The sequence below is a fragment of the Pseudarthrobacter sp. NKDBFgelt genome (assembly GCF_046097905.1).
In the GTDB taxonomy this organism is placed as follows: Bacteria; Actinomycetota; Actinomycetes; order Actinomycetales; family Micrococcaceae; genus Arthrobacter; species Arthrobacter polychromogenes.
Map to the genome: position 1 here is coordinate 1 of NZ_JBJURL010000037.1, position 26,370 is coordinate 26,370.

Consider the following 26,370-nt stretch of genomic DNA (forward strand, 5'->3'; position numbering starts at 1 on the left):
GGCCGGAACCTGGGCATGGTGACCAAGTCCAACCTGATCCTGGGCATGGGCGAGACCCGCGAGGAGATCTCCGAGGCGCTGCGGGACCTGCATGAGGCCGGCTGCGATCTGATCACCATCACCCAGTACCTGCGCCCGAGTGAGCGGCACCTGCCGGTGGACCGGTGGGTCAAGCCGCAGGAATTCGTGGACCTCCAGGACGAGGCCACCGAGATCGGGTTCCTCGGCGTCATGTCCGGGCCGCTGGTCCGCTCCTCCTACCGGGCCGGCCGCCTGTGGGCCACCGCGATGCGCAAGAAGGGCTGGGACATCCCGGCGGAACTCGCCCACATCGAGTCCTCCGGCAGCACCCGCCAGGAAGCCAGCTCACTCATCGCCAACACTGCATGATGCGGAACAGCCAGCGCTGAATCTCTCTGAAAACTGAAGCAAAGACAGGACCAATGATGTTCCCCGTCAGAATCGAAATCATTCCCTCCGAGGGAATCGTTGAGCAGGTCCGGGCCCGGGTGTCCGCGGCCACGCCGCTCAGCGTCACCTGCCTGCCGCACCACGGCATCGAGCGGACCATGCGCACCGCCGTGGAGCTGAGCGACGCCGGCTACCAGGTGGTCCCGCACCTCGCCGCCCGGGGCATCCGCAGCCGTGCAGAGCTCACCGAAATCATCCGCGGCTGCGATGCTGCGGGAATCCGTGAAGTCTTCGTCATTGGGGGAGACCGGAAGCAGCCCGCCGGCACGTACGGCTCGGCGCTTCCGGTCCTCGAGGACATCGCCCAGTACACCAGCGGAATGATGCGCGTGGGCGTGGCCGGCTACCCAGAGGGCCACCCGCTGGTCAGCCCCCTGGACCTGCTGGACGGGCTGCTGGCCAAGCAGCATCTCGCCTCGCACGTGGTCACTCAGATGTGCTTTTCCGCCGGAAAGATCCATGACTACGCCGCGCTCCTGCGCCGCGAAGGCGTCCACCTGCCCCTCTGGGCGGGCGTGGCGGGGTCCGTCCCGCGGACCAAGCTGGTGGCACTCGCCACGCAGATCGGCGTCGGAAGTTCCCTGAGGTTCCTTAGCCGCAAGGGCCCGCTGGCCCGCAAACTCCTCAGCGGCGACCGGTACTCACCGGACTCCCTGGTGGCCGGGCTCGAAAACACGCCCGGCACCATCGCCGGCATCCACCTTTACAGCTTCAACAGCCTCGATGCGGTCCCCAACGATGCGGCCGCTTCTTCCCCTTCCGCACTCCAGACAGCTTTGATCCGAGGAGCAGCACGTGACAACTAGCCCTGTGACAACCCACCAGGAGCCGCATCTCGAGCGGCAGCTCACCAACAGGCACATCCAGCTGATCGCCATTGGCGGCGCCATCGGCACCGGCCTGTTCATGGGCTCGGGCAAAACCATTTCCGCAGCCGGACCATCGGTCATTTTTGTCTACATGATCATCGGCTTCATGCTGTTCTTCGTCATGCGGGCCATGGGCGAACTGCTGTTGAGCAACCTGAACTACAAGTCCTTCAGCGACTTCGCGGCGGACCTCCTGGGCCCCTGGGCGGGCTTCTTCACGGGCTGGACCTACTGGTTCTGCTGGGTGATCACCGGCATCGCGGACGTGATCGCTATAGCCGGCTACTCCAAGGAACTCTGGCCCGGCCTGCCGCTGTGGATCCCGGGCCTCGCCACGGTGGCCATCCTCCTGCTCCTGAACCTGGTGACGGTCAAGGCGTTCGGCGAGACCGAATTCTGGTTCGCGCTGATCAAGATCATCGCCATCGCGGCGCTGATCGTCGTGGGCATGTTCATGATCTTCACCGGTTTCCAGTCCGACGCCGGCCCTGCCACCTTCACGAATTTGTGGAGCCACGGCGGGATGTTCCCGAACGAGTTCATGGGTTTTGTGGCCGGCTTCCAGATCGCGGTGTTCGCGTTCGTAGGCATTGAGCTGGTGGGCACCACGGCTGCCGAGGCGAAGGACCCGGAGAAGAACCTGCCCCGGGCCATCAACTCCATCCCCATCCGCGTGCTGCTCTTTTACGTGGGCGCCCTGATCATCCTGATGTCCGTCACCCCGTGGACCCAGTTCCAGGCAGGCCACAGCCCGTTCATCGCCATGTTCTCCCTGGCCGGCCTTGGTGCCGCCGCCACTGTGGTGAACCTGGTGGTGCTCAGCTCGGCCATGTCCTCGGCCAACTCCGGCATCTACTCCACCTCCCGCATGGTCTACGGCCTGGCACAGGAGGGGGACGCGCCGTCGGTCTTCCGCCACCTGTCCGCCCGCAAGGTCCCGCAGAACGCCCTGTTCCTCTCCTGCGTCCTGCTGCTTTCCGGCGTCATCCTGATGTACGCGGGCCAGGACATCGGCAAGGCCTTCGAAATGGTCACCACCGTCTCCGCCGTCTGCTTCGTCTTTGTCTGGTCCATCATCCTGGCCAGCTACCTGGCATTCCGGCGCCGGCGCTCCCACCTGCACGAGGCGTCCAGGTACCGGATGCCCGGCGGGGTTCCCATGGTCTGGGTGGTGTTCGCATTCTTCGCCTTCGTCCTGTGGACGCTGACCACGCAGGAGGACACCCTGCTGGCGCTGCTGGTCACGCCAGTGTGGTTCCTCATCCTCGGTGCCGCCTGGCTGGTGCTGCGCCGCCGCCCCGCGCACCTGGCCCGGTACGCCACGTTCAAGTCCGAGCTCGCCCAGGACCTGGATACCGAGGCGTCCGCAATTGACCGCGACTTTGACGACGCGTTGAACGATGGAGTGAAGAAATGAGCACGGTACCGGACACAACCCTCCCCAGCTCCCCGGCAGGTGCCGCGGCGCAGGACCAGCCAACCGCCGTCGAGCATGTCCTGACGGTTGACTGCGTGGAGTCACCCGGCATTGTCCACGCGATCTCGGAATTCCTGCTGCAGCAGGGGTGCGACATCATCGACATCAAGCAGTACGGGGACAAAGCGCAGGGGCACTTCTTTATGCGCGTGCACTTCGCCTCGGCGCAGGAACGGCAGAGTACCGGGGACCTGCGCCGCGGCTTCGCGCCTGTTGCGGAGAAGTGGCAGATGAACTGGCAGCTGGAGCCGCACGGCCGGAAGCGCCGCGTGCTGGTGATGGTGTCCAAGATGGGCCACTGCCTCAACGACCTGCTGTTCCGCGCCCGCACCGGCGATATCCCGGTGGAGATCGTCGCCGTCGTCTCCAACCACCGCGACCAGGAAGGCCTGGTCCAGTGGCACGGCATCCCGTTCTTCCACGTGCCGGTCTCCGGGGACACCAAGGCCGACGCCGAAGCCCGGCTCCTGGAGCTCGTGGACGCGTTTGACGTCGAACTCGTGGTCCTGGCCCGGTACATGCAGGTGCTCAGCGATGAGCTCTCGGCCAGGCTTGCGGGCAAAACCATCAACATCCACCACTCGTTCCTGCCGAGCTTCAAGGGTGCCAAGCCCTACCACCAGGCGTATGAACGCGGCGTAAAGACGGTCGGAGCCACCGCGCACTACGTCAACGCGGAGCTGGATGAGGGGCCGATCATCTCCCAGCAGGTCATCGAGGTGGACCACACGTATACGGCCGATGACCTGGTGGCCGTGGGCCGGGACGCAGAGTGCGTGGCCCTCCGGAACGCCGTCCGCTGGCACTGCGAGGGCAGGATCCTGCTGCTGGGCAACCGGACCGTGGTCCTGCGGTAGGCGCCATGAAACCGAGCGAACCACACAGCTGGCGGCGGGTGTCCTGGAACGCGCTGCCCGCGGGCCAGCAGGTGCGCCTCTCGCAGGACGGGCAGGCCATCGGCTGCGGCGTGGTGGACGGGACCACACCGGACGGCTCCATCATCTGGGTGGTCCTGGACGGCTGGCGCGAGCGCCGGATGTTCCACCGGGAGGACTTCGTCAAGGTGGAGATCAAGGGCTAGGCACGGCTGTTGACCGCTCCCGCGCAACCGGCAACGATGAAGTATGACTGACACCGCAGATGCCCCTTCTGGCGACGACGACGCGGAGGAGGTTGCTGGCGTGGAGACGGTGGAGAGCATCGCGGACGAGATCCGTGACGAGATCCGCCTGGGCCACGTCCAGGACGACGTAAGCCACGTGCTGGAGGAACGCTTCGACGAGGCGGGCATCAGCCTGCGTCCAGAGGCCGTGGACGACCTTGCCGAGGACATCGAGAAGGATGCCTCGACCTAGGAATCCAGGCTAGGGCCAGTCGGCCAGGCGAAACTGCACGGGCTGCCGGATGCCGACCAGGAGGTCGCCGGTCCACTCGGCGACTGTGCGCTGCCGGCCCTCCAACGGATCCGAAATATCGGGCTGCTGAACATCCTCGCGGGCAGTCTGCGTAGCGTCGTCCGAGCGTTCCATGTATCCCCCTTGGCGTGCTGTTGAAGCTAACCGTAGGCAGGCCGGGACGGCAACGGAAGAGGGTTTATCTATCGACGGGATAAACTTGGCAAATCTTGAGCAAGAGGCGCATAAAGCAAGCGGACGACGGCAGGAGGTCCCGCCGTCGTCCGCTGTCCTTTTGCCCCGCTGCGGGAGTTTTTGTCCAGATATGCAGGGTTTGAGGCCCTTCAACCCTGCGTATCTGGACAAAAACTCTAAGGGTGGGGAGGGCTAGTCGTCGTAGGTGTTGGCGATGTAGACGTCGCACGGTGCGTTGTGCGCAACGCTGTTGGCCACGCTGCCGAGGAGCCGGCCGATGCCGCGCATGCGCCGGTTGCCGACGACGATCAGCCGGGCGTCGAGGCGCATGGCTTCCTTGATGAGGGCGTCAGCGGGCTTGCCGCGGGCGGCGAAGTAGCTGATCTCCACTCCCGGCCGCGTCTCGCCGAGGGATTTGGCGACCGTTTCGGCAGCCTCGGAGTTCCAGACCTTCACTTCATCCGAGCCGACGCCGAAGGTCTCGGACCGGTCCGAGTCGAATGCGGTGACGATGTGGAGGGAACCTCCCAGCGACTTTGCGAGGCCCAGCGCCACTTCCGCAGCCTTCCGTGCTGACGGGCTGCCGTCCACACCTACAACAACTACTCCGCTCATGCTTTGCTCCTTCGTTCTGTGTCCGTGGTTCAACGTCCACTGGCCAGTCTAGAGAAGTCCGGGCTGAAGACCCCACGTCATTTTGCGGATGTCCCCACTTTGCAGTCCGCTCACCGCGGCGAGCTCGAAGTCATCCATGATGCCGAGGCGGCGGGCGCAGGCCAGGAGGCTCAGCCGCCGCTCCTCCAGGGCAGCCTTTGCTTCCCCGAGTTCGGCCAGCTCCAACTTCAGCCCCACGATGACAGCCAACTGCTGATCAGGGTGTGCCCCGGACGGCAGCAGGTCATCAAAGGACAGGCCGATGGTGCGGATGGTCCAGCGGGAAAGCCCTGCAGCCTCGGCCAGGCGCGTCACCTTGATCCCGTCCCGGAGCGCCTGCGCGATGTGCTGGTTCAGGCGGACGGAGAGCGGACGGCTGCTGCTGGCGTTGAAGGCGATGCGCTGCCGGTTCGCCTTGAGCAGCCTGCGGAGCTTGTCCGCCTGCCGGGCGGCCGGGTCGGGTTTCGGCATTCCGCGGTAGCGGTAGTAACCGGCATCGTCCTGATGCGTAACGCTCACGATCACTCCTCGCTTCGGTGTGCCGCTGAACGGGCCGACGTACCTAGAAGGCTAGGCAGTAAGGCTCCCGGGCGGAAATACCAATAGTGCGTGGACCCATAACCGGAACGTGTGGGTGGGCCAGCCATAAGGGACGCTTATCCGCCCACGCACTTTAGGTCTTATCCACAGCAGCGGGATTTCCCTAGTGTCGAAGGAAACGAGCTCCTGACTCCCCTAGGAAGAGACCATGCCAGAATTTGTACCTGCCTCGCGGGTATCCCGCATCAAGTCCTCGGCCAGCGTGGCCGCCGCGGCCCGGGTGCGTGAGCTGAAGGCGGAAGGACGCCGCATCCTTGACCTGACAGTCGGCGAGCCGGACTTCGACACCCCGGAACACATCAAGGCGGCCGCCGTGGAGGCCATCACCCGCGGCGAAACCAAGTACACGTCCGTCACCGGAACTCCTGCACTGCAGCAGGCCATCCTCAAAACCCTCGAACTGCGCACCGGCCTGCGTTACACCCCTGCTGAAATCACCATCGGCGGAGGAGCCAAGCAGGTCATCTTCACCGCTTTCATGGCCTCCCTCAACGCCGGTGACGAAGTGATTGTCCCCGCCCCCTACTGGGTTTCGTACCCGGACATGGTGCTTGCCAACGACGGCACTCCGGTCGTGGTTCCCTGCGGCGAGGACTCCGGATTCAAGCTCACACCCGAGGCGCTTGCCGGTGCCATCACCGGCCGGACCAAGTGGGTCATCCTCAACGCACCGTCCAACCCCACCGGCGCCGTGTACTCCCGTGCCGAACTGCGGGCGCTCGCCGACGTCCTTGCCGTTCACCCGCACGTCTCTGTCCTTGCGGACGAAATCTATGACCAGATCTACTTCGGCGAAGGCAAGCTGGCCAGCCTGGTGGAGGTGGCCCCGGAACTCAAGGACCGGGTCCTGGCCGTCAACGGCGTGTCCAAGGCCTACGCCATGACCGGCTGGCGGCTGGGATACGCTGCCGGGCCGGCGCCGCTGATTGCCGCCATCAACAAGCTGCAGTCGCAGATTTCCTCCTGCCCGTCTTCCGTGAGCCAGGCCGCCGCTGCTGCCGCACTCACCGGCAGCCAGGACTTCGTCCGGGACAGCGTGGAGACCTACCGCAAACGGCGGGACACCGCCGTCGCCGCCCTGAACGCCGTTGACGGCCTGTCATGCACGACGCCGGACGGCGCCTTCTACACGTACGTGAACTGTGCGGGGGTCATCGGCAAAACAACGCCCGAAGGACAGGTCATCAGTAACGACCAGGACTTCACCCTCTACCTGCTTGATGCAGCCTCCGTGGCTGTGATCCAGGGCTCCGCTTACGGCCTGGGCCCGTACTTCCGGATCTCCTACGCAACCAGCCTGGACGTCATCGAGGAATCCATCGCTGCCATCGACAAGGCCGTCCAAGCCCTCACCTGACCCAACCCCACCGAAGGAAACAACGCCGTGATCCACGTCAAAACCACCATCGACCGCCCCAGTGCCGACGCCGTCAGCCGGCTTGCGAAGTTCTCGTCAGCCACCATCCACGAGGCACAGGGCCGTAAGGGCGCACTGAGCTCCCGCATCAAGCCCATCGACAGGTCCATGTCCTTCTGCGGCCCCGCCACCACCGTCCGCTGCGCACCGCGTGACAACCTGATGCTCCAGGTGGCCATCCACTACGCCCAGCCCGGGGACGTCATCCTGGCTTCCGCTGGGGAGTACGAGGAAGCCGGGACGTTCGGCGACGTCCTGGGCAACGCCATGAAGGCCAAGGGCCTGGCCGGCCTGGTGACGGACTCCGGTGTCCGCGACACCCAGGACCTCATTGAACTCGGACTGCCCGTCTTTTCCGGCAGCGTGTCCATCAAGGGCACGGTCAAGGAGACCATTGGCCCCATCAACCACCCGGTGGTCTTTGGTGACGAAATCATCTATCCCGGTGACGTCCTGCGGGGCGACGCCGATGGTGTGGTGGTGGTCCGCAAGGACGAGATCGAGGAGGTCATCCGCCTCTCCCAGGAACGTGACGACGCCGAGCGTGACCTCATTGACCTGTACAAGGCAGGCGGCACCACCATCGATCTCTGCAACCTCACGGACGTCCTGAAGGCCAAGGGCCTGCTGGTGGAACAGGCCTAGCTGGGCTCTCCATCAGAGCACGAGCGTCAGCCGCCGGCCGGGCAATGGCCGGCGGCCTGCGCTTTCCCCGCCGCGCCGGCTGCGAGAATGGGCGCATGCCCCTCGACAGATTTCCGATCCGCCGGCTGGAAGAGGATCCATCCAACGTCCTTGACCGTCGGCAGTGGCCGGCAGTCCTGCCGCCCGTGGCACAGGTACTGGACGACGGGCTCGAACTGACGTCAGCCACCGTCCTGGTGGGCGAGAACGGTTCAGGGAAATCAACGATCGTGGAAGCGATAGCCCTGGCGTACGGTTTGTCTCCCGAAGGCGGGTCAACCGGTGCGCGGCACAGCACCAGGGCCAGTGAATCCCTGCTGGCCGATCACCTGCAGCTTGTCAGGAATGCGGGCACCACCAGGCGCGGTTACTTCCTGCGGGCCGAAACAATGCATGGCTTCTTTACCTACCTGGAGAAAAATCCCAGCACCTCGGGCCGGGACGATATCCGCTTCCACGACATGTCCCACGGGGAGTCGTTCCTGGAACTCGCGGTCAACAGATTCCGCGGGCGGGGGCTGTGGGTGCTGGATGAGCCGGAGTCCGCATTGTCCTTCAGCGGGTGCCTGAGCCTCCTCGGAGTCCTGAAAGACCTCCTGGCGTCCGGGGAATCCCAGGTGATCATGTCCACGCACTCGCCGGTTCTTGCGGCCCTTCCGGGAGCCCGGATCCTGGAAGTAGGGCCGTGGGGACTACGCCCTCGGGGCTGGGAGGAGCTGGACCTCGTGGGCAGCTGGCGGTCGTTCCTTGATGCGCCCCAGCGGTACCTCCGGCACCTCTAGTCCAGGCCGGAGCAGTGGGACCGTGCGGCCTACTGCGCGGGCAGTGGATACTCCGGCGGACCGAATGACGCATCCTCCAGGTACCACACGGTGGACCCCCGGCCGCCGGCCGGCATGATGCTGCCTTCGAACACAAACACAGGCTCAACGGACCGGTCCTCCGGCCGCCAAAAACCATTGGCGGGGCAATGGAATCCGGTTCTGGCCATCAAACCCGGGCTTTTACCCGAATTTCTCCCCAAGGTGTTTATCTTTTTCACGGCGCACTCCCATTGATCCGCACAAGAATTAATTCGCCGCAATTGTCCGGCTTTTCTTAGATTCTAGGATCGGCGGAGCGGGAATACTAAGACCAATGATGAGTGGCGCGATAAGTGGAACCTATGGACCAGCTACCGTGAATATTTGCTGCTGAGCATTTCCTGCAGCATTTCCTTCACTACGAGCAGGACCGCGGACGCCGCCTCGGACAGCGGGTCATGATCGGGGGTGCACAGCGCAATCTTGCACTGCAACGCCGGATCCACAATGCGCAGCACCTGGAAGTCCTCCTCGTGGAACAGGGCGTCAGCAGCCGACTTGGGCATGATGGTGGCACCAAGATCGGCCCGCAGCAGCCGGGCAAGGGAGGGGACGGACTCCACTTCCCCCACCAGCCGGAGCTTCAGGCCCTTGCTGGCGAAGCCGGCCTCCACCGCCTGGCGGAGGGTGTGGATCTGCTCGGGCAGGAACAGCCCGTGGCGGGCCACCTCCTCAAGGGTGATGCCGCCGTCGGCCTGCTGCACCCCTGCCCTGCCCGCGTTGACCACGAAGTGCAGGTCCTCCACGATCATCGTGGTGAACTGCACGCCGCGGATAGGGCCGGGCTCGTAGATCAGCGCCATGTCCAAACGGCCGTTCTTGATGGCCTCGCTGAGTACGCCGCCGTAGATCTCCGTGACGTGCAGGACGATGTCCGGGTACCGGCTGGCCACCTCGCTGATGATCCGCGGCGTCAGGCTTGAAGCCATGCTGTAGGGCGCAATCGCAATTGACACGCGGCCGGATGGTGCCGCCCCGGACCTGGCGACGTCCTGCCGTGCCTGGTCCACCAGCCGCAGGATGGACTGGGCATGCCGGTACAGCGTGTGCCCGGCGGCGGTGGGCTTTACCCCCTGCTTGCTGCGGATCAGCAGGCGCTGCTTGAGGTCGTTCTCAAGGGCCGATACCTGCTGGCTCAGGGCGGGCTGGGCCACATGCAGCGCTGCCGCGGCCTTGGTGATGCTTCCTGAATCCACAATCTGCACGAAGTACGCAAGCTTCCGCGTATCCATGGCCGCCTTCTCTCTTTGCGGCGTCCTGAACCCATAAAGGTCATAACCGGATGCTATGGAGGGATACGCAACTGGTCTTTGTGTGATGCATATCTCTGACACTAGGTTGAACCCAGAACGCTATTTCATGAGCAATTCATTCTACCCCGACCAGGCATGCGATTTAACGATGACGTCAGACGCATTATGCATAAAGGCGGTGTTTACCGGAATAGGCGTTTTCTTTTACATATCCGAAATATGCACTCAATAGCTTCAAAGCATCCAAGGATCCCCCACCAGCCCGGATTCTTCTTGAGAAAGAGACAGCAAATGCGAGCAACTATCAAAGGCAAAATGGCGGCCGTGGCCGCCCTCTCCGCAGCGGTTCTGGTCCTCTCCGGCTGCGGGGGCGGCAGCGAGGCGGCCGGCAGCGGGGGAAGCGCCACCTCGGGCGAGGTGAACCTCATTGCCTACTCGGGGGTCTGGCAGGACCAGTACACCGCCGCAGTGATCGAACCCTTCCAGGCCAAGTACCCGGACATCAAGATCAACTACGCCTCCAAGCGGTCCTCCGCCGAAATGCTCAGCGCCCTGCAGGGCCAGAAGAACAACCCCGCTACCGACGTCGCCATCATGGACAACTCCGTGTCCACCACCGGCAACAAGCAGGGCCTGTTCGAGAAGGTAGACGAGGAAAGCGTTCCGAACCTTGCCAACGTCCCGGAAAAGTTCCAGGACAAGGAAGGGTACGGACCGGTGGCGATGCTCGACGCCGTAGGCCTGGTGTACGACACCGCCACGTTCCCCGAGGCCCCGGACAGCTGGAAGGTCCTCTGGGACCCGGCCTACGCCGGCAAGATCAACGTCAACGCCCCGCCCTCCCTGCTGGGCCTGTCCCTGACCGCCATCACCTCCAAGATGGAGGGCGAGGACTACACCCAGGGCATTGACTCCGCCGTGACCCGCCTCAAGGAAATGGCGCCCGGCGTCCAGACGTTCGCACCCAACCCGGACGAATACCAGAACGTCATTACCGGCCAGACCGTCCTTGGCCTTGGCCAGAACGCCCGCGGCCAGTTCTACAGCGACCAGAGCAACAAGAAGATTGGCGTCACCTTCCCCAAGGAAGGCACCGTCTACCAGATCAACACCATCAACCTGGTGAAGGACGCCCCGCACTCCGAGGCTGCCAAGACCTTCGTTGACTACGCACTGTCCGCAGAGGCACAGACGGCCTTCGCCAAGGCACTGTTTTACGCACCCTCCGTCACCAATGCGGAACTGCCCGCCGATGTGAAGGACCGCGTGGTTCCCACCGACGGCTCCCTCAACATCGTCCCGCTGGACGTCGAATTCCTGTCCTCGGCCCGCGACAAGTGGACCGACACCTGGAAGCGCCAGATCATCACCAACTAGCGCCTGCCGGCGCCCCCTCCCCAACTTCCCCTTCAGGAGAACTGAAACCGTGACTGAACCCAAACTGTCGATCGTTGATCTGACCAAAAGATACGCAGCAGATCTTGACCCCGCCGTCGACCGCCTGAACATGGAAGTTGAGGAGGGGCACCTGGTGGCACTCCTCGGCCCGTCCGGCTGCGGCAAGACCACTACCCTCCGGATGGTTGCCGGCCTCATGGACCCCACCGCCGGCTCCATCGTGGTGGACGGGAAGGAAATCACCCACACCCCGGTGAACAAGCGCGGCATGGGCATGGTGTTCCAGTCCTACGCCCTGTTCCCGCACATGAACGTGGAGCAGAACGTGGCCTTCGGCCTGGAAATGCGCCAGGTTTCCAAGGCTGAGCAGAAGGCACGGGTGGCGGCCGCCCTGGACATGGTCCAGCTGGGCCACCTCGGCAAGCGGCAGACCAAGGAGCTTTCCGGCGGCCAGCAGCAGCGGATCGCCCTGGCCCGCGCCCTGGTGGTGGAGCCCACCCTGCTCCTCCTGGATGAGCCCCTGTCCAACCTGGATGCCAAACTCCGCGAAACCATGCGCACCGAAATCCGATCCATCCAGCAGCGCACCCGGGCAACCACGCTCTTCGTCACGCACGACCAGGACGAGGCCCTGGACATGGCTGACCGGATCGCCGTGATGAACGGCGGCCTGATCGAACAGTTCGGCTCGCCCACCGAGGTGTACGAGCGGCCCCGCACGCATTTCGTCGCCAACTTCATTGGCCAGGCCAACTTCCTGACCGCCCGCGTCGGCGCGGAAATGGGACGGGCCAACCTGGCAGGCGAAAGCTACTACAAGGTGGACGTGGACGGCCTGGGCCAGTTCGGCGCCATTGGGTCCGCCGGCCTGTCAGGCAGCAGCCACGAACTGGTCATCCGCCCGCACCGGCTCAATGTGTCCCTGCACCCCGGCGCAGCGCAGGCACCACTCGCCGGCACCATTGAACGGGTCAGCTACACCGGCGATGCGCTTGCCGTCGCGGTCCGCGTCGGGGACCAGCAGCTGCACGCGCAGATGCTGACCAGCAGCGGCGACCTGCCCCGCATCGGAGACGCTGCCTACCTCTCCTGGGCGGCCGACGACGCCTACCTCCTCCCAGCAGCCGCCCAGCCGGGGAGGCTGGCAGCATGACGGTCCTGGAAGCCCCCGCCGCGCCGGAACGGCCCAGGGCCCAGGACGAGGGGCAGCTCGAACGGGCCACCGAGCGGCGAAACCGGCGCACCTACCTGGCGCTGCTGCTTCCGGGCCTGCTCGGCCTGCTGGTCAGCTTCGTCTTCCCGCTGGCGTACATGGTCCGGATGTCCTTCAACCAGGGCGCACCGGACGGCGTCATCGTCGAGACGTTCACCCTGGACACCTACATCCAGCCCCTCACCGACCCCTACTACTGGCGGGTCACGCTGGACACCTTCCAGATGGGCGTCACCGTCGGCATCCTCTGCGTCATCGTGTCCTACCCGGTGGCCCTCTTCCTCGCACGGAGCACCAGCAAATGGCGCGGCCTGCTCATCGCCATCGCCATCGCCCCGCTGCTCACCTCCGCCGTGGTCCGCACCTACGGGTGGATGGTCATCCTGGGAACCAACGGGCTGATCAACTCCTCGCTCGGCGGCCTGGGCCTGATCGACACACCCCTGAAGCTCACCAACAACATGACCGGCGTGACCATCGGCCTGGTGGAAATCTTCATGCCGTACGCAATCCTTGCCATGATCTCCGGGTTCGGCAGGCTAAGCCCCCAGCTTGAAGAGGCCGCCGGTTCCCTCGGAGCCAGCAAATTCAAAGTCTTCACCCGGGTAACACTGCCGCTGTGCCTTCCCGGCCTCCTGACGGCGTTCCTGCTGGTCTTCGTCCTCTCCATCAGCACCTTCATCACCCCGCGGCTCCTGGGCGGCGGCAGCGTGCAGGTGCTGGCCACCGAGATCTACGACCAGACCACCGGCTTGCTCAACTGGCCGTTCGCCGCCGCCCTGTCCGTCATCCTGCTGGTGCTCTTCGGCCTGATCATCGCCGTCTACCAGCGCCTCACCAAGAAAATCGGAGGCTGACCGTGAGCAGTGCCAACGCAAGCAGCGCCAAAGTCTTCAAACCGCGCTTCAACCCCGCCAAACCCGCCTTCGGCGCGCTGGTGTTCCTGCTGTACCTGTTCCTGCTGGCACCGCTCCTCATTGTGTTTGTGGTGTCCTTCGCGTCCAACCAGTACCTGTCCTTCCCGCCGGAGGGGATCACCCTGAAGTGGTACGAGATGCTGCCCCAGGAAAGCACATTCATGGAGGGCATGAAGGTCAGCCTGATTGTGGCCGTCATCGTCACGCTCATTGTCCTCGCGCTGGGTGTGCCGGCGGCGCTCGCGCTGGACAGGTTCGAATTCAAGGCCAAGGCCGCCGTGCAGTCGTTCTTCCTCTCGCCGCTGCTGATCCCCAGCATCGTCCTTGCCCTGGGCATGGTGCTGCTCTTCGGTCCGTTGGAACTGAACAACACCTACGCCGGCATCATCATCGGCCACGTGGCTATCACCATCCCGTTTGTCATCAGGACCACCCTGATGAGCCTGGCCACGACGGACACGTCCTGTGAGGCGGCCGCACGCATCCTGGGCGCCGGCTCCTGGACGGTGTTCCGCCGCGTGACCCTTCCCATCATCCAGCCGGGCGTGATCGCCGGCGGCGTCATCGCCTTCATCGTCTCCTTCGATGAAGCCGTGATCTCACTGTTCGTGGCCGAATCAGGCCTGCCAACCCTCCCCGTGCAGGTGCTGAGGTACGTGGAAAACTCCGCGGACGCCGCCGTCGCAGCCCTCTCCGTGATCCTCATCCTCATCTCTCTTGCCGTGGTGGTGGTCGTGGAACGCGTCATGGGACTGCGCAAAGCCCTGCGCTGACTCCTCCCGCCCGTACAACCAAACAGTCCTGCCCGGTCCGCACCAGCGGGCCGGGCAGGACGCCGTCCAGAAGAGGCACAGGTCATAACCGGCACCTATCCCGTGACACCGATTACGTCTTTGTGTGATCAAAGTCCCGGTGCCAGACTTTTTCTACAAGCCCGGTATTCCGGGCCCGGGACCGCAGCCCCATCCGGCTGGTCCACAGACTTCCGCTTCCGGCAGCTGCCGCTTCCCCTGGCCAGCGCCGCGCTACCACCCCCAAGGAGGGCTCACATGGGACCCATCGTTGATCTCGTTGCAGATCTTGGAGAAGGCTTCGGCACGTACTCCATGGGCGACGACGCGGCCCTCCTGGAAGTAGTGTCCAGCGCTAACATCGCCTGCGGCTTCCATGCAGGGGACCCGGACATCATGAACACTACGGTCGCCGAGTGCGTGCGCCGCGGCGTCAGCATCGGTGCCCACCCCAGTTTCCCGGACCTCCGCGGCTTCGGCCGGCGCGCCATGGACCTCACCGCTGAGGAAGTCCGCAACGACGTCCTGTACCAGTTCGGAGCCCTCGGCGCCTTCGCCGCCTACCATGGCGCCGCCGTCGTGCACCTCGCACCGCACGGACGCCTCGGAAACCTTGTAGCCACCCGGCCCGACTATGCCCAGGCCGTGGCGGACGCCGCAGCACGCGTCAGCCCGGACCTCATTGTCCTGGCCCAGGACGGCGAGCTTGCAGACGCCGCAAAAGCGCGCCAGCTGCCCGTGGGCATCGTGGGCATCGCAGACCGCGCCTACGAGGCGGACGGCACCCTGGTGCCACGCAGCCGCCCAGGCGCCGTCATCCACGATGCCTCCGCCATCGTGGACCGCACCATCCGCATGGTCTGCGAGGGCCTGATCGAAACCGTCGCCGGAACCGACCTGCCGATCGTCGCCGACACCATCCTGCTCCACGGGGACACCCCGGGCGCGGTCCGGCTGGCACGCCAGGTCCGCAGCGAACTGGAGCGCGCCGGTGTGACCATCGCCCCGCTCGCCCAGGTCCTGGCCGCCAAAGTGGAAGCCGCCTGACATGCCCGCCGTTTCCACACCAGCGCTGCCTCCGGTGGAGGTCTTCGAATCCGGGGACGCTGCCCTGCGCGTCGTCGCATCTTCCGCGGACCGGGAGGCCAACTGGGCCACCGTCCATGCCCTTGCCGAGTGGCTGGACGCCGCCGGAGCCGACGGCGTCCACGGCGCGGTGCCGACGTACGACTCCCTGCTCGTGGAATTCGACCCCGGCGTCACCTCCGCCCGCCAGGTCCGGGCCTTCGTGCTGCTGGGCCTGCGTCAGCTCGAATTCACAGGCACCCCCGCCCGCGCCCCCCGCGAGTTCAGTGTCCCGGTGGTCTACGGTGGCGAGTACGGGCCGGACCTGGAACGCGTAGCTGAACAGCAGCAGCTCCCGGTGGAGGAGATCATCCGCCTGCACACTACTAAGTCCTACGTGATCCGCTGCTTGGGCGCACCCGCCGGATCGCCCATGATGGACGGCCCCGACTTCCCGCTGCCGGTCCCGCGTCTTAAGGACCCCCGCCTCTCCGTCCCTGCCGGGGCTGTGTCCGTGGCCGGCCGCCAGGCCGTGATCGCCCCCGCGGCCGCACCCGGCGGATGGTGCGTCATAGGCCAGACCCCGCTCACAGTCCTCGACGCAGCGGCCGAACCGCTGGTTCCCTACGTCCCCGGCGACGTGCTGCGGTTCCACCGGATCCCGCCGGAGGACTTCGCCACATACGCCGGCCGAAAACTGGAGGCAGCACGATGAACGGTTCCCTGGTCATCCAGCAGCCCGGCAACTCCGTGGTCACGGACCTTGGCCGCTTCCGGGGACCCCGGTTCGGGCTGCCCGTGAACGGCGCGCTGGACCAGTTCTCGGCCCGGGCGGCGAACATCCTCGCCGGCAACGCGGACAACTCACCGCTCCTGGAAATCACTGCCCTCGACTTCCGGATGCGCGCCACCACGGACATCCTGATCGCCGTCACGGGAACGCCCCTGCACCTCACAGTGGGCGGGCGCGAGTGCCAGCAGTGGGAGCCAGTGTCCGTGCGGGCGGGGGAGGCAGTGGCGCTGCGCAGGCTCGACGGCGGCCTCCGGGCCTACGTAGCGGTCCACGGCTCAGTGCACGCGCCGGTCCTCCTGGGCAGCTGCGCGCCGGACACCGTGGTGGGATTCGGGCTTCGGCTTACGGAAGGCACGGAACTGAGGACCTTCAAGAGCGTCCCGCCCATCCGGCAGCCGTACTTCGACCTGCCGCTGTTCCGCCTGGGCCTGACCCGCCCGGAGTTCCACAGCACCGCAGTGGTGGATGTGACGGACGGCCCCGATGTGGACGAATTCGGCGGGACCGCGGACCTGCTCTACAGCACCGAGTACACCGTCAGCGGCCGGAGCAACCACATCGGGCTGCGGCTGGGAGGGGCACTTCCGGAACGCCAGTCCACCGCCGAGGTGCTGTCCAGGGGAGTCCCGGTCGGAGCCATCGAGGTGCCCTCCCGGGAGGAACTCCTGGTTCTGCACCGTGGACGCGGGGTAACCGCCGGCTACCCCGTCCTGGCCGTGGTGACCAGCCGCTCGCTGGACGTCCTGGCGCAGGCCCGGCCCGGCCACAAGATCACGTTCCGCAAAACCACCGTCCCGGAGGCAACAGCGAAACATCGGGCAGCGCTGAGGGAACTGGAAACCCTCCGCTCCACGGTGGGCACCGTTTTCTCCCTCCTCGGCGTGGGAGGTCCCCCGGGCCCGCCCCGGCTTGCACCCGCCGCCGGAAGCTGAAGACTCTCGCTTCCCCCGAAAAGCATTGTTACCATCCCCTTTAAGTAAGGAACGCCATGTCCACCTCAACGCATGCGGCCCAGCCGCACCAGGAGCGGCTCAGCAGCAAGCAGACCCGCAAGGTCGTCACGGCCGGCTGCGTCGGCATTTTCGTGGAACTTTATGACAACGGCATCTTCGCCTTTATGGCCGGAACGCTTGCCCTCGTCTTCCTGGCCCCCGGAAACCCGGACAACGCACTCCTGTTTGTCTTCGCCGGCTACGCCGTCTCCTTCTTCGTGCGCCCCCTCGGCGCCGTCGTCTGCGGTTACCTCGGTGACCGGATCGGGCGGCAGAAGCTCCTGGTGTTTGTCATCCTGCTGATCAGCGTTGCGACCGCGGGCATCGGCCTGCTGCCGCCGTACGCGGCCATCGGCGTCGCGGCCCCCATCCTGCTCGTGCTGCTCCGCATGCTCCAGGGCTTTTCCGTTGGCGGTGAAGCTGCAGGCGCAATGACCTTCCTCGCCGAGCACGCTCCCGAGGGCAAGCGCGGCGTCATCACCTCCTACGCCCAGATTGCCTCGTTCGCAGCCCTCCTGACCGGCACCCTGGTTGCCTATTCCATGTCCCCCTGGCTCACCCAGGAAGCGATTGACGGCGGTGGCTTTGGGTCATTCGCTTGGCGTATCCCGTTCCTGGTGGCCATCCCCATGGGCATCATCGGCTGGTACATCCGCAAAGCCATCAGTGACACCCCCAACTTCGAAAAGCTCAAGGAAGAAGGCGGGCTCTCGGCCAACCCGCTCAAGGAGGCTTTTGCCTCGCCCGAGCACCGCCGCGCCATGCTGCTGGCACTCTTCATTCCGCTGATGAACGGCTCCGGCTACTACGTCCTGTTCTCCTACATGCCCACGTTCCTCAAGGGCAAGCAGCTGAACTTCACCATCGGCGAGGCGCTGCTGGTCACCGCCTGCAGCCTGGTGGCCATCTGCATCGCCATCCCCTTCATGGGCGCGCTCTCGGACCGCATCGGCCGCAAGAAGGTCATCGCCGGTTCCGCCATCGCCATGGCCGTCCTGGGCATCCCTTCGTACGCGCTGATTGCCACCGGCGAGATGGCACTGGCCATTTTGGGCGCCTCCATCATGGCAGTGGTCTTCGCCGGGCACACGGCAGTCATCCACATCCTCATCGTGGAGCTCTTCCCCACCCGCGTCCGGTACTCGGCCTACGGCCTGGGCTACAACATCTCGTCCGCACTCTTTGGCGGCACCGCGCCGCTGCTGATGACCTGGCTGATCTCGTCCACGGGCAACATCTACATGCCCGCGTTCTACGCCGTGATCACCGCGCTGGGCACCCTTGCCGCGGTCAGCACGGTCAAGGACAGGGCGCACCTGCCGCTCCGCGACGCCTGACTTTCCACTTTCCCGAATTTCCGCTACCTGCGCAGCACGCTGCTGCACCTTCCTAGGAGACCTGCATGTCCTTTTCCGACTACTCAACGGCCCTCGTCACCGGTGCCTCCACCGGCATGGGCGCCGCGATCGCCGAACGCCTAACAAAGCGCGGACTCACCGTCCACGCCCTGGCCCGCAACGAGGACCGCCTGAAGGAACTCGCGGACAAAACCGGCGCTGTGCCCCACGTGGTGGACCTGACGGACACCGCGGCGCTGGCCGCCGCCGTCGGGAACCTCCAGGTGGATGTCCTGGTGAACTGCGCCGGAGTGTCCCGGCCCGGCAACATCCTGGACTCCAGCGAGAGCGACATCGACGAGCTGGTGGACGTCAACCTCCGCGGCCTGCTCCAGCTGACCCGGCTGGTCCTGCCCGGGATGGTGGAACGCGACCTGGGGCACGTCATCAACGTCAGCTCGATCGCCGGCACCTACAACTTCTACGGCCACACGGTGTACCACGCCACCAAGGCCGCGGTGCACCAGGTCTCCCGGCAGCTCCGCAACGACACTGTGGGCAAACGCATCCGCGTCACCGAAATCTGCCCGGGACGCGTGGAGACTGAGATCTTCGGCCGGAACATGGGCGGCACGCCCGAGGCAATGGAGGAGGCATGGAAGACCTACTACGAGGGGTATGAATCGCTCACCACCGATGACATCGTCAACGCCATGGATTACGCCATCGAAACACCCCGGCACGTGAATGTTGGCATGCTGGAGCTTATGCCCACCTTCCAGGTCCCCGGCGGCCTGACTTTCGACCGGCGCTAATACCCGGCACTCCCGCCCCAGATTGATAGGTCTTCCCATGCAAACAGTCCGTACCGTCAGCTTCCCCGACCAGCAGCTCCTGGACGATCTCTCACCCCTGCCCGGAGGGCTGCACGGAGTGGTCTGGGACCTGGAGACGGATCCCGACGACGGGACGCTGGCTGCTATCGACGGCGTCATCCTGCCGTACATCAACGCCGGCGCTGTCCTGGGATCCCTCGCCAAGGTACCCGGCCTGAAGTACGTACAGACCCAGTCCACCGGATACGACGGCGTGATTGAGGCTGCCGGGCCGGCCGCAGGCGTGGCGAGCGCGTCCGGAGTCCACGCGGCGGCGACGGCGGAGCTCGCCATCGGACTCATCCTGGCCAAGCTGCGCGGTATCGACCAGGCGGTCCGGGACCAGCAGCACGGTCTCTGGCGGCCGGAGCGGCGCCAGTCCCTGGCGGACCGGCGGGTGCTGCTGGTGGGCGTGGGCGGGATCGGGCAGGAGATCGCCCGCCGGCTTGAGCCGTTCGAGGTCACCGTCACCCGGGTGGGCAGTTCGGCCCGTGCCGATGAACACGGCGAAGTCCACGCATCCTCGGAACTGACAGCGCTGGCCGCCACGCACGACATCCTGGTGTCGGTACTGCCCCTGAACGGGCACACCCACCAGCTGATCGGCGAAGAGGTCCTGGCTGCCCTGCCGGATGGCGCCCTGGTGGTGAACGTGGGCCGCGGCTCCGTGGTGGACACCGCAGCCCTGACCAAGGAGGTCCTGTCGGGGCGCCTGCAGTGCGCCATCGACGTCGTCGATCCTGAGCCCCTGCCGCAGGACCATCCGCTGTGGTCCACGCCCAACGCGCTGATCACTCCCCACGTGGGCGGCAACGCCTCGGCGTTCCAGCCGCGGATCCTCAGACTCCTCCGGAAGCAGCTCGAGGCGCTCGCCGCGGGCCAGTCCCCGGCCAACCTGGTGCAGGCAGGTCCCTTCGCATGAGTTCACTTTTTGACCTGACCGGGCGGGTTGCGCTGGTCACCGGTTCCAGCCGCGGTATTGGCAACGCGCTGGCGCGGGCGCTGGCCGACGCCGGGGCCACGGTGGTGCTGAACGGCATCAACGGGGAGCGGCTCAAGGACGCCGTTGCCGCGATGGCTGCAGACTTTGCGCCCGGGCGGGTGCACAGCGTCGCGTTCGACGTGACGAGCGACGCCGAGGCCGCCCGCGGGGTTGCTTGGGTGGAGGATCACGTGGGGCCGCTGGAGGTCCTGGTGAACAACGCGGGCATCCAGCACCGGGTGCCCATGCTGGACCTGGACGTGAAGGACTGGGAACGGGTGATTTCCACGGACCTGACCAGCGCCTTCCTGGTGGGACGCGAGGCGGCGCGCTTCATGATCCCGCGCGGGCACGGCAAGATCATCAACATCTGTTCCGTGCAGACAGACCTTGCCCGCCCCACCATCGCCCCCTACATCGCGGCGAAGGGCGGGCTGCGGAACCTGACCCGTGCCATGACGGCAGAGTGGGCGGCGTCCGGGCTGCAGATCAACGGGATCGCTCCGGGGTACATCCACACGGAGATGACCCAGAACCTGGTGGACGACGAGCAGTTCAACTCCTGGATCCTGGGCCGCACCCCGGCCAACCGGTGGGGGACAGTGCAGGACCTTGCCGGACCCGCCGTGTGGCTGGCGTCCCGGGGCTCGGACTTCGTCAACGGACAGACCATCTTTATCGACGGCGGAATGACGGTGGTGGTCTGATGGCAAGGCCAACAACGCCCACGACCACAACCCTTCCCGTCACCGGCCCGGCCGTGGTGGCCCATGCCGCGGGGGACCTGCGGATCGACGAACTGACCCTTGCTTCACCCGCCCCGGATGAAGCCGTGATTGAGGTGCACTACGGAGGCATCTGCGGCTCGGACCTGCACTACTGGCTGCACGGCGCCGCCGGTGAATCGATCCTGAAGGCGCCCCTGGTGCTCGGGCATGAGATCTCGGGGACCGTGGTCCGGGCCGCAGCAGACGGAACCGGACCCGCCGCCGGTACTGCGGTGGCGGTCCACCCGGCAACACCAGGCCCCGGTGCTGCACGGTATCCGGCGGACAGGCCCAACCTTTCGCCGGGCTGCACCTACCTGGGGAGTGCAGCGCGTTTTCCGCACAGGGACGGCGCGTTCAGCCGGTACGTGAACCTCCCCACGCGGATGCTCCGGACGCTGCCGGAGGGCATCGGCCTGCGCACTGCGGCCCTGATCGAGCCCGCAGCCGTGGCGTGGCACGCCGTGGCGAGGGCCGGGGATGTTGCCGGCAAGACCGCGCTGGTGATCGGCAGCGGCCCCATCGGTGCCCTGGCCGTGGCGGTCCTGAAACGCGCCGGAGCGAGCCGCATTACCGCCGTCGACATGCATGAAAAGCCGCTGGACATCGCCAAGGCCGTAGGGGCGGACCAGGTGATCACCGCCGGTGACGCCGATGCGATCGCCGCTGTCGAGGCCGACGTCGTGATTGAATCCTCCGGCAACCACCACGGCCTCGCCTCCGCTATCCAGGGCGCAACCCGCGGCGGCACCGTGGTGATGGTGGGGCTGCTGCCCACCGGACCGCAGCCGGTGCTGATCTCCCTGGCCATCACCCGGGAACTGGAGCTCAAGGGTTCCTTCCGCTTCAATGACGAGATCGACGACGTTATTGCCGCCCTGGCAGACGGCTCACTGCAGATCGACCCCGTCATCACGCATGAATACCCCGTCGGGGAAGCCCTGGAAGCCTTCAGCGTGGCGCGCAACTCGGCCGAGTCCGGGAAAGTGCTGCTGAGCTTCGGCGAAACCCACCCAGCCTCCGCCTCCGCCTAGAGTTTTTGTCCAGATATGCAGGGATAAGTGCCGCTGAAGCCTGCATATCTGGACAAAAACTCCCGCTATTTTGGCGGGCTGTGCAGGGGTATGACTTCCAGCCTGCTGTGCCCCACGAGTACCAGTACGTGCTGCGCCGTGACTCCGTCCAGGGCGGCCGCCACCTGGCTCACCGTTTCAGCCGGCGCTTGAGAAGCTTCCCCCGCTGAATCTGCACTGGCCGCTGGAAGGGCCGGGCCGCCGTCGTCCGCCCGCAGCCAGACGGTGACCCTGGCACCGCCCGTTGCCTCGGCAATGCCACGTGCCAAAGCCTCGGGGTCCGCGTGCTGCCCCATGACCAGGGTGAGCTGCTCGATGGTCCGTTTCCTGGCTGGCTGGGCGGCCGCGAGGAGGGCGCGGTCGTGCCGCCACAGGGCGAAGTGGTACCCGGCCACAAGGGCGGCTGCCACCAGGAGCCCGAACGGTGCGCGGATGCGGTCCAGGAGGCTGCCGCCCGTGACGTCCCCCAGCAGGAACTCGAAGACCCGGTAGCCGATGACCAGGAGCGTTATGAGTGCCACCACGGCGCTGACGCCAAAGAACGCGATGAGGTACACGCGGCGTCCGGGCGGGATGGCGTCGGCGGCCTGCGGCTGGTTCCGGGGCTTCCACGCCAGCCACCAGACCGGCCCGCCCACCAGGAGGGAACTGATGCCGCCAAGGAGCAGTGTCCGCGTTGCACCTCCCGCCAGCGGGGACACTGCGGCTGCCAGCAGTGCGTTCACCACAACGCCCACCCCGGATGCCGAAGCAGCCAGGGCAACCGCGGACGTCACCAGGAGGCTTGCACGCATGGTGGCGGGGGAACGGCGGATGGACGCGGTGCGGTGGTAGCGCCACACCAGCGCCCCCACGAGTGTGGCGGCCACGGCCGGAGCCAGTGGCTCCAGCAGTTCGTTCATGGGATCGTCCCGGTCGAACGCCAGCCGCAGGAGCACAAACAGGACCACGCCGGCCCCGCCGAGGGCGGTGATGCCGGCCGCGAAAACGCCGACGATGATCATGATGCTGTCAACCAGGTTGGTCTGGAAGCGGCGCCCGCCTTCCCGGAACCAGTGCCACCACCAGACCACGGTTCCGCCCGCCGCCCACACCAGCGAGCGGAGCACGGAGTACCACCAGGGCTCAACGGTCACCGTCAGGGGGAAGCCGCGGACAGCGACGTCGAGCAGGCCGCTGAGCGCGGCGATGCCGGCGCCGGCCCCGAGCAGCAGGCCAAACACTGAGCCGACGACGGCCCTCACGTCGTCCAGGTGGACGGTGGGCTTCCGGGGGTGCTTCCACATCCACCGGTGCCACGCCCAGATGGCCGCCCAGACGACGGCGTTGGCAAGCGCCGGCGCCCAGTCACTGTCCCGCCGTCCTATGAGTGACGCCGCCATCCCCAGCAGCGAGGTGGTGAAGATGATCAGGGAAACCCCGTACATGGCGGTGAGGTAGAGGCCCCACCCGGCGGACCTGCGCTCTGCCTCGTCGTCGAGCCTGCGCCACACAAACCACCACAGAAGCAGGGCGAGCGGACCGCCGATCAGGGTGAAGGCCAGGGACCGGGCGAGCCCGGCCACGTCCGTGGATGCCAGCACAGCCCCCGACGTGAACAGCCGGTCCAGCAGTCCGCTGAGGCCACTGGCGGCAATCACCACCAGAGCGAAGAGCAGGGCGTACTGGATGAGCCGGCGCAGCGTCACCTGGGCGAGTCCCGCCGGTAAAACGGTCAGGCCTGCCGGGGCGCTCATGGTTTGACCTGTGTTCCGGTGCATGCCATGAGCTGGTAGGGCGCCTGGCTGATCTTCCAGTCTCCGTCCGCCTTCACCAGGGAGAAGATGTCTTCCATCTCGTACTCGGAGGGGCCGAAGGGGCCGTCCTGGGACGAGTTGACGATCGAGACCCGCACGGTGGCCGACCGGTCCCGCTCCGACGTGGACACCAGGACTACCCGGGCGGGCCGGGGCTCACCGAAGTACGAGCCGCGGCAGATGGTGCGGGCTGAATCCGTGAGGTATGTTTCGGCAGTTGCGAGGTCGCCGTCGATCACTGCGGAGCTGTACCGCTGGACAACTCCGGCAGGGCTGGCCTCATCGAGGGGTTCCGGATCTCCGCGGGAGAACACCACGGCGAGGGCCACCACCACCAGCAGGCCGATGACCCCCAGCAGCACGAGGAGGATCCGGTCCGGTTTTCGCGCTGCATCAGTCATGGCGCCAGTATGCACTTTCGCCACGACATTTGCTGGTGTCTTTCGGCCCAAAAATAAATGCTTGACAGTTCAACTAAACGCACGTACATTTAGTTGTAGCTTCAAGTAGTAATCCGCAAACCGGCAGAACAGAACCCCATGACAAACCTCCTGGCCCGCATCTTTGGAAAGAAGAACCCCATGACTGACATCACCATCATCGGCAACGGCAACATGGCCCGCGGCATCGCAACCCGGGCGCTGGCAGCGAACAAGACCATCGAGATCCTCAGCCAGGACGCAGGCAAGGCCCAGGCCCTCGCCGCCGAACTGGGTGCCGGCGTCGCCTCCGGCACCACGGCGCAGGATCCCCGGGGCAGCATCGTTGTCCTCGCCGTGCCCTTTGGGGCCGCCAAGTCCGTCGTCAGCACCTACGGTGCAGCGCTGGCAGGGAAGACCATCGTGGACATCACCAACCCGGTGAACTTTGAAACCTTCGATTCCCTGGTGGTTGAGCCGGGGACGTCCGCCGCAGAGGAAATCGCTGCGCTGGCACCGTCCAGTGCAAGCGTCGTCAAGGCCTTCAACACCACCTTCGCCGGCACCCTGGTGGCCGGGGAGTCGGACGGCCAGCCCCTCGACGTCTTCATCGCAGGCGACGACGACGCAGCCGCCCGTGCGGTCAGCGGCTTTGTCAGCGCCGCCGGAATGCGCCCCCTGGTTGTAGGACCGCTCAAGCGTGCCCGCGAGCTCGAGGGCTTCCAGTTCGTCCTGATGACCCTGCAGGCCAACCCTGAATTCGCAGACTTCAACTGGGACACCGGGCTCAAGGTCACCAACTAATGAACATCCCGCACGTGGTGGCGACCGCCGGATCGTCGGATCCGGCGCAGCCGCTGGTGGTGTTGCTGCACGGCAGGGGTTCGAATGAACGCGAGATCATCGGCCTTGCAGAGCACCTGCCCACCGGTCCGGCCTATGCGGCTGTGCGGGCTCCGATAGCTGAAGGTGGCGGCTACGCCTGGTTCCAGAACCGTGGCATCGGCAGGCCTGTCGAGGAGTCCCTGCGCGAAACAATGGCCTGGTTCCGGAGCTGGCTTGACGCCGCTGCTGCGGCCGGCCGGCCCGTGGTGCTGGTGGGATTCAGCGGGGGAGCGGCGTTCGCAGGCGGCCTGCTGCTTTCCGATCCGCAGCGCTTTGCCGGCGCGGCGATCCTGTACGGCACCCTGCCCTTCGACGCAGGGGTGCCCCTTTCTGTGGCTCGCCTGGCCGGGGTGCCCGTCTTCGTTGCGCAGGGCGAGCGGGACCGGATTATCCCGGCAGACCTGCTGCGGCGGACGTGGGGTTACCTCCTCACGGACTCCGCCGCCCCAGCCTATGCCCGCCGCGATCCGGGTGGTCACGGAATCACGGGTGAGACGCTGGCCGAGCTCGGCGGCTGGATCCGTGAACGGCTTGCGTTCCTTGCCCGGTCGCGCGCCAATGGCGGCACTGACGTGAAGGCCGTGTGGACCGGGATGCGGGAGGAGAGCCTGCCGCTTCGTGTTGGACATCGTCCGCAGGTGTCATGGACTATTCCGCAGGAACAGCGAAGCGACAACGCGCCGCGGGAGTTGCAGGACAAACTGCTGTCCCGCATCAGCACGCTGGCCGGTGTTTCCACCCGGCAGTCTGCCATTTCGGTGCCCGGAGCCACGGGGCTCATGCTGGGCCCCGCTCCTTCTGCGACTCCGGACGGTTTCCTGGTGCCGTCCGTGGGGGAGTTCGCCCATCAGCATCCGGCCCACGACGGCTCACTCCACGTTGCCTTGCCCCCGGTACTGGCCGCGGAGGCGGTAGCGAAGGGCTGGGCGGTTGCCCATCCACTGGCCGGCGTCCGGCTCGCCCGTGGCATGGTCCTGGTTTATGGTCCCCGCGACGACAGTGAACTTGAGGCGGTTGCAGCCATCGTCCAGACCAGCCACTACTACGCCACACTGCAGGTCTGACGGCCTTGGACCGGGCCGGCACCGGCGGGCCAGGCTCAACTGGAACGGACGACGGCGGGAGGTTCCGCCGTCGTCCGCTTGCTGTGCCAAGGCCCCAACGTAGTCCGCCGGACACAGTGCCTTCGG

Annotated in this window: 28 protein-coding genes and 1 pseudogene; 23 read left to right on the forward strand and 6 right to left on the reverse strand. The window is 66.0% G+C overall.

The genetic code is table 11. The features are described from left to right. The 6 genes and pseudogenes from ACKAE7_RS11400 to ACKAE7_RS11425 form a co-directional block, all read left to right on the forward strand. A pseudogene (locus ACKAE7_RS11400) lies at nt 1-390 on the forward strand (lipoyl synthase); the annotation flags it as partial. A 53-nt stretch (nt 391-443) separates the two neighbouring features. Further along, the gene (locus ACKAE7_RS11405; RefSeq protein WP_408979234.1) at nt 444-1,277 is read left to right on the forward strand and encodes a methylenetetrahydrofolate reductase; all 834 of its coding nucleotides are present in this window, start codon (nt 444-446) and stop codon (nt 1,275-1,277) included. Further along, the gene (cycA, locus tag ACKAE7_RS11410) at nt 1,267-2,757 is read left to right on the forward strand and encodes a D-serine/D-alanine/glycine transporter (RefSeq protein WP_408979235.1); all 1,491 of its coding nucleotides are present in this window, start codon (nt 1,267-1,269) and stop codon (nt 2,755-2,757) included. Before ACKAE7_RS11405 ends, cycA begins: the two co-directional genes overlap by 11 nt. After that, nucleotides 2,754-3,674 carry a formyltetrahydrofolate deformylase gene (purU, locus tag ACKAE7_RS11415; RefSeq protein WP_408979236.1) on the forward strand — a complete coding sequence of 307 codons (921 nt, stop codon included), beginning with the start codon at nt 2,754-2,756 and terminating at the stop codon, nt 3,672-3,674. Before cycA ends, purU begins: the two co-directional genes overlap by 4 nt. A gap of 5 nt (nt 3,675-3,679) precedes the next feature. Continuing rightward, the gene (locus ACKAE7_RS11420) at nt 3,680-3,898 is read left to right on the forward strand and encodes a hypothetical protein (protein ID WP_408979237.1); all 219 of its coding nucleotides are present in this window, start codon (nt 3,680-3,682) and stop codon (nt 3,896-3,898) included. Nucleotides 3,899-3,941: 43 nt separating this feature from the next. Further along, nucleotides 3,942-4,172: a hypothetical protein gene (locus tag ACKAE7_RS11425; protein WP_190614156.1), complete on the forward strand. Its 231-nt coding sequence runs from the start codon at nt 3,942-3,944 to the stop codon at nt 4,170-4,172. Between the two features lie 9 nt (nt 4,173-4,181). On the opposite strand, the gene ACKAE7_RS11430 is transcribed toward ACKAE7_RS11425, so the two are convergent. From ACKAE7_RS11430 to ACKAE7_RS11440, 3 genes are all read right to left on the reverse strand, one after another. Continuing rightward, complete coding sequence (locus ACKAE7_RS11430) at nt 4,182-4,346, reverse strand: hypothetical protein (RefSeq protein WP_188812881.1); 165 nt, start codon at nt 4,344-4,346, stop codon at nt 4,182-4,184. 252 nt (nt 4,347-4,598) lie between these two features. Further along, a complete protein-coding gene (locus ACKAE7_RS11435) occupies nt 4,599-5,021 on the reverse strand; it encodes a universal stress protein (protein WP_188812883.1) in 423 nt (140 codons plus the stop codon). Nucleotides 5,022-5,069: 48 nt separating this feature from the next. Continuing rightward, on the reverse strand, nt 5,070-5,579 hold the full coding sequence (locus ACKAE7_RS11440) for a hypothetical protein (protein WP_188812885.1): 510 nt from the start codon (nt 5,577-5,579) through the stop codon (nt 5,070-5,072). Nucleotides 5,580-5,808: 229 nt separating this feature from the next. On the opposite strand from ACKAE7_RS11440, the gene ACKAE7_RS11445 reads away from it, so the two are divergent. The 3 genes from ACKAE7_RS11445 (at nt 5,809) to ACKAE7_RS11455 (ending at nt 8,543) form a co-directional block, all read left to right on the forward strand. Beyond that, on the forward strand, nt 5,809-7,017 hold the full coding sequence (locus ACKAE7_RS11445) for an aspartate transaminase (protein WP_190614161.1): 1,209 nt from the start codon (nt 5,809-5,811) through the stop codon (nt 7,015-7,017). 27 nt (nt 7,018-7,044) lie between these two features. Next, a complete protein-coding gene (locus tag ACKAE7_RS11450) occupies nt 7,045-7,722 on the forward strand; it encodes a 4-carboxy-4-hydroxy-2-oxoadipate aldolase/oxaloacetate decarboxylase (RefSeq protein ID WP_408979238.1) in 678 nt (225 codons plus the stop codon). A 95-nt stretch (nt 7,723-7,817) separates the two neighbouring features. Then, nucleotides 7,818-8,543, forward strand: a complete 726-nt coding sequence (locus tag ACKAE7_RS11455; RefSeq protein ID WP_408979239.1) for an ATP-binding cassette domain-containing protein — start codon at nt 7,818-7,820, stop codon at nt 8,541-8,543. A gap of 392 nt (nt 8,544-8,935) precedes the next feature. On the opposite strand, the gene ACKAE7_RS11460 is transcribed toward ACKAE7_RS11455, so the two are convergent. Then, nucleotides 8,936-9,856 carry a LysR substrate-binding domain-containing protein gene (locus ACKAE7_RS11460; RefSeq protein WP_188812893.1) on the reverse strand — a complete coding sequence of 307 codons (921 nt, stop codon included), beginning with the start codon at nt 9,854-9,856 and terminating at the stop codon, nt 8,936-8,938. 312 nt (nt 9,857-10,168) lie between these two features. On the opposite strand from ACKAE7_RS11460, the gene ACKAE7_RS11465 reads away from it, so the two are divergent. The 12 genes from ACKAE7_RS11465 (at nt 10,169) to ACKAE7_RS11520 (ending at nt 22,041) form a co-directional block, all read left to right on the forward strand. Continuing rightward, nucleotides 10,169-11,254, forward strand: a complete 1,086-nt coding sequence (locus ACKAE7_RS11465; RefSeq protein ID WP_408979240.1) for an ABC transporter substrate-binding protein — start codon at nt 10,169-10,171, stop codon at nt 11,252-11,254. A 49-nt stretch (nt 11,255-11,303) separates the two neighbouring features. Further along, the gene (locus ACKAE7_RS11470) at nt 11,304-12,428 is read left to right on the forward strand and encodes an ABC transporter ATP-binding protein (RefSeq protein WP_408979241.1); all 1,125 of its coding nucleotides are present in this window, start codon (nt 11,304-11,306) and stop codon (nt 12,426-12,428) included. Next, a complete protein-coding gene (locus tag ACKAE7_RS11475) occupies nt 12,425-13,345 on the forward strand; it encodes an ABC transporter permease (RefSeq protein ID WP_188812897.1) in 921 nt (306 codons plus the stop codon). Before ACKAE7_RS11470 ends, ACKAE7_RS11475 begins: the two co-directional genes overlap by 4 nt. Nucleotides 13,346-13,347: 2 nt before the next feature. Next, nucleotides 13,348-14,178 carry an ABC transporter permease gene (locus ACKAE7_RS11480; protein WP_408979242.1) on the forward strand — a complete coding sequence of 277 codons (831 nt, stop codon included), beginning with the start codon at nt 13,348-13,350 and terminating at the stop codon, nt 14,176-14,178. Between the two features lie 276 nt (nt 14,179-14,454). Continuing rightward, nucleotides 14,455-15,243, forward strand: a complete 789-nt coding sequence (locus ACKAE7_RS11485) for a 5-oxoprolinase subunit PxpA (protein WP_190614168.1) — start codon at nt 14,455-14,457, stop codon at nt 15,241-15,243. 1 nt (nt 15,244) lies between these two features. Beyond that, nucleotides 15,245-15,976 carry a 5-oxoprolinase subunit B family protein gene (locus ACKAE7_RS11490; protein ID WP_408979243.1) on the forward strand — a complete coding sequence of 244 codons (732 nt, stop codon included), beginning with the start codon at nt 15,245-15,247 and terminating at the stop codon, nt 15,974-15,976. Further along, nucleotides 15,973-16,986: a biotin-dependent carboxyltransferase family protein gene (locus tag ACKAE7_RS11495; RefSeq protein ID WP_408979244.1), complete on the forward strand. Its 1,014-nt coding sequence runs from the start codon at nt 15,973-15,975 to the stop codon at nt 16,984-16,986. Before ACKAE7_RS11490 ends, ACKAE7_RS11495 begins: the two co-directional genes overlap by 4 nt. Before the next feature lie 56 nt (nt 16,987-17,042). After that, on the forward strand, nt 17,043-18,383 hold the full coding sequence (locus ACKAE7_RS11500) for an MFS transporter (protein ID WP_188812907.1): 1,341 nt from the start codon (nt 17,043-17,045) through the stop codon (nt 18,381-18,383). Between the two features lie 65 nt (nt 18,384-18,448). Next, nucleotides 18,449-19,198, forward strand: a complete 750-nt coding sequence (locus ACKAE7_RS11505) for an SDR family oxidoreductase (RefSeq protein WP_188731576.1) — start codon at nt 18,449-18,451, stop codon at nt 19,196-19,198. A gap of 37 nt (nt 19,199-19,235) precedes the next feature. Next, nucleotides 19,236-20,180 (forward strand): 2-hydroxyacid dehydrogenase, encoded by a 945-nt coding sequence (locus ACKAE7_RS11510; RefSeq protein WP_190614173.1) that lies wholly within the window; start codon nt 19,236-19,238, stop codon nt 20,178-20,180. Continuing rightward, a complete protein-coding gene (locus tag ACKAE7_RS11515; protein WP_408979245.1) occupies nt 20,177-20,947 on the forward strand; it encodes an SDR family oxidoreductase in 771 nt (256 codons plus the stop codon). Before ACKAE7_RS11510 ends, ACKAE7_RS11515 begins: the two co-directional genes overlap by 4 nt. Next, on the forward strand, nt 20,947-22,041 hold the full coding sequence (locus ACKAE7_RS11520; protein ID WP_408979246.1) for an L-idonate 5-dehydrogenase: 1,095 nt from the start codon (nt 20,947-20,949) through the stop codon (nt 22,039-22,041). The genes ACKAE7_RS11515 and ACKAE7_RS11520 overlap by 1 nt, the downstream gene beginning before the upstream one ends. Nucleotides 22,042-22,106: 65 nt before the next feature. Here the strand turns inward: ACKAE7_RS11520 and ACKAE7_RS11525 are convergent, their stop codons facing one another. Together ACKAE7_RS11525 and ACKAE7_RS11530 are read right to left on the reverse strand one after the other, a co-directional pair. Beyond that, nucleotides 22,107-23,816 carry a DUF5671 domain-containing protein gene (locus ACKAE7_RS11525; protein ID WP_408979247.1) on the reverse strand — a complete coding sequence of 570 codons (1,710 nt, stop codon included), beginning with the start codon at nt 23,814-23,816 and terminating at the stop codon, nt 22,107-22,109. Beyond that, nucleotides 23,813-24,277, reverse strand: a complete 465-nt coding sequence (locus tag ACKAE7_RS11530) for a hypothetical protein (protein WP_408979248.1) — start codon at nt 24,275-24,277, stop codon at nt 23,813-23,815. Before ACKAE7_RS11530 ends, ACKAE7_RS11525 begins: the two co-directional genes overlap by 4 nt. 180 nt (nt 24,278-24,457) lie before the next feature. Between ACKAE7_RS11530 and ACKAE7_RS11535 the strand changes: the two genes are divergently transcribed. Beyond that, nucleotides 24,458-25,099, forward strand: a complete 642-nt coding sequence (locus ACKAE7_RS11535) for an NADPH-dependent F420 reductase (protein WP_408979249.1) — start codon at nt 24,458-24,460, stop codon at nt 25,097-25,099. Next, nucleotides 25,099-26,244, forward strand: coding sequence for a phospholipase (locus ACKAE7_RS11540; protein WP_408979250.1), 1,146 nt, complete (start codon nt 25,099-25,101; stop codon nt 26,242-26,244). Before ACKAE7_RS11535 ends, ACKAE7_RS11540 begins: the two co-directional genes overlap by 1 nt. Nucleotides 26,245-26,370: the final 126 nt, after the last annotated feature.